We start from the raw sequence: 1527 nt of genomic DNA, 5'->3' as shown, positions 1-1527 counted from the left end.
TTGCAGTAATGATATTGGGTATTTTAGGTATTATATTTACACCTGGAAAAGCGAGCCTTGTCTATGTAGTAGTTGTATTCGCTTGCGCAATCTATACTTCTATGTATGCAATACAAGCTTTGCATTATGCAATACTTGAAGAAGGAGATTACCCCACTGAGTTTACCGGGACTGCCGTAGCTATTATCGCTCCTTTGGGCTACAGTTCGGAAGTGTTTGTCCCGATTGTTGCCGGATATCTTTTGGACCATTTTTCTGGAGCACTGGGATATCAGCTTTTCTTTGGCATACTTGCAACACTAGGATGTATAGGGTTAATCGCAACCATAATATGGCTGAGTATTACAAAGGAAAAACGCAAAATGATTTATGAGAGCAAAAAACTAAAAGCAAAAGAAGCGGTATAAAACCTTTAATAATAGAAAATAGTATATCCAAATATATAAACCTATATTGTTGGTCATGTGATTTAGCCTGATTTCTCTACCTTATTAAAAAAATATGCATAAGGTTGAGGAATGCCCTGAATTATATAAATAGTGTAAAAAGGGGAATTTTATGGCGGTGCCCTGGGAAATGGGGAGGCCCTGTGGCATCGCCAGGGGGCATTTTCAGTTGGGGAATTAATCAGTCGTGCTTAAAGGGCTATTATCATCCGAGTAATATTCGAGAGAAAAAAATAACAAAAAGAGGTGTCGCAGTTGGCAAGAAGCACTTTGAAAATATTAAGTGACCAGGAGATCTCACAACTTAATGAAACTAGTTTCCAGATCTTGCGGGAGTTCGGGGTCCTGATCGATGATCAGGGATTGAGAAATGATTTAGCTGATCATGGATGTGAGGTTGACGGCAAGCGCGTTAAAATCAAGGCTGATCTTTTAGAAAAAGTGATTGCTAATGCTAAGGTACACAACCATGTTACTTTAACCAGCCGCGACGGTATCAAGGTTGAAATCACCCCGGACACAATTGTATCTCATACCACAGGGGGTATTCCTGACATCCTCGACTTGGAGACCGGCCAAAAAAGAAGGCCGGTTGTAGATGATGTTATCGCTACTATGCGTCTGATGAACCACTTGGAACACCTTGATACACCTTGTTCACTCTTGTACCCAAGTGATGTTCCCGCTCCGATTACCCAGGTTAAACAGACAGAGTTGATGTTTAGGTATTCCAAGAAACCAATCTATGGACCCGGTATTTCCAATCCTGGTGAGGCCAAATATGTAGTTGAACTATTCCGAGCTTTTGCAGGTGGTAGTGAATCACTGGCTAAAACCCCTATTGGGGTTGTGGGGGTTTCACCGGAATCTCCGTTAAAGATTCCGCAAGCCATTTGTGATACTATGAAAAACATTATTTCTGCGGGAATACCAACATCAATTTTGAGTGCTCCCATAGGTGGGATGTCTGGCCCATTGACACTGGCTGGAGGCTTGGCTCAGGTGAACGCGGAGACACTGGCTTTCGCGACAGTGGCTTATGTAATTAATCCGGAAACACCGCTCTTCTACGGTTCCCGGT

General features: G+C 42.4%; 2 protein-coding genes. Both read left to right on the top strand.

Going from position 1 to position 1527, the window contains the following annotated elements:
• Positions 1 to 407, top strand: a 407-nt coding sequence (locus tag SSCH_RS06855; protein WP_232294268.1) for an MFS transporter, incomplete at its 5' end; no start/stop codon positions are given.
• A gap of 294 nt (positions 408 to 701) precedes the next feature.
• The coding region (locus SSCH_RS06850) for a trimethylamine methyltransferase family protein (RefSeq protein WP_044664824.1) at positions 702 to 1527 on the top strand (826 nt) is incomplete at its 3' end.

The organism is Syntrophaceticus schinkii, assembly GCF_000946815.1.
In the GTDB taxonomy this organism is placed as follows: domain Bacteria; phylum Bacillota; class DSM-12270; order Thermacetogeniales; family Thermacetogeniaceae; genus Syntrophaceticus; species Syntrophaceticus schinkii.
This window is presented reverse-complemented; position numbering and strand designations above follow the sequence as displayed.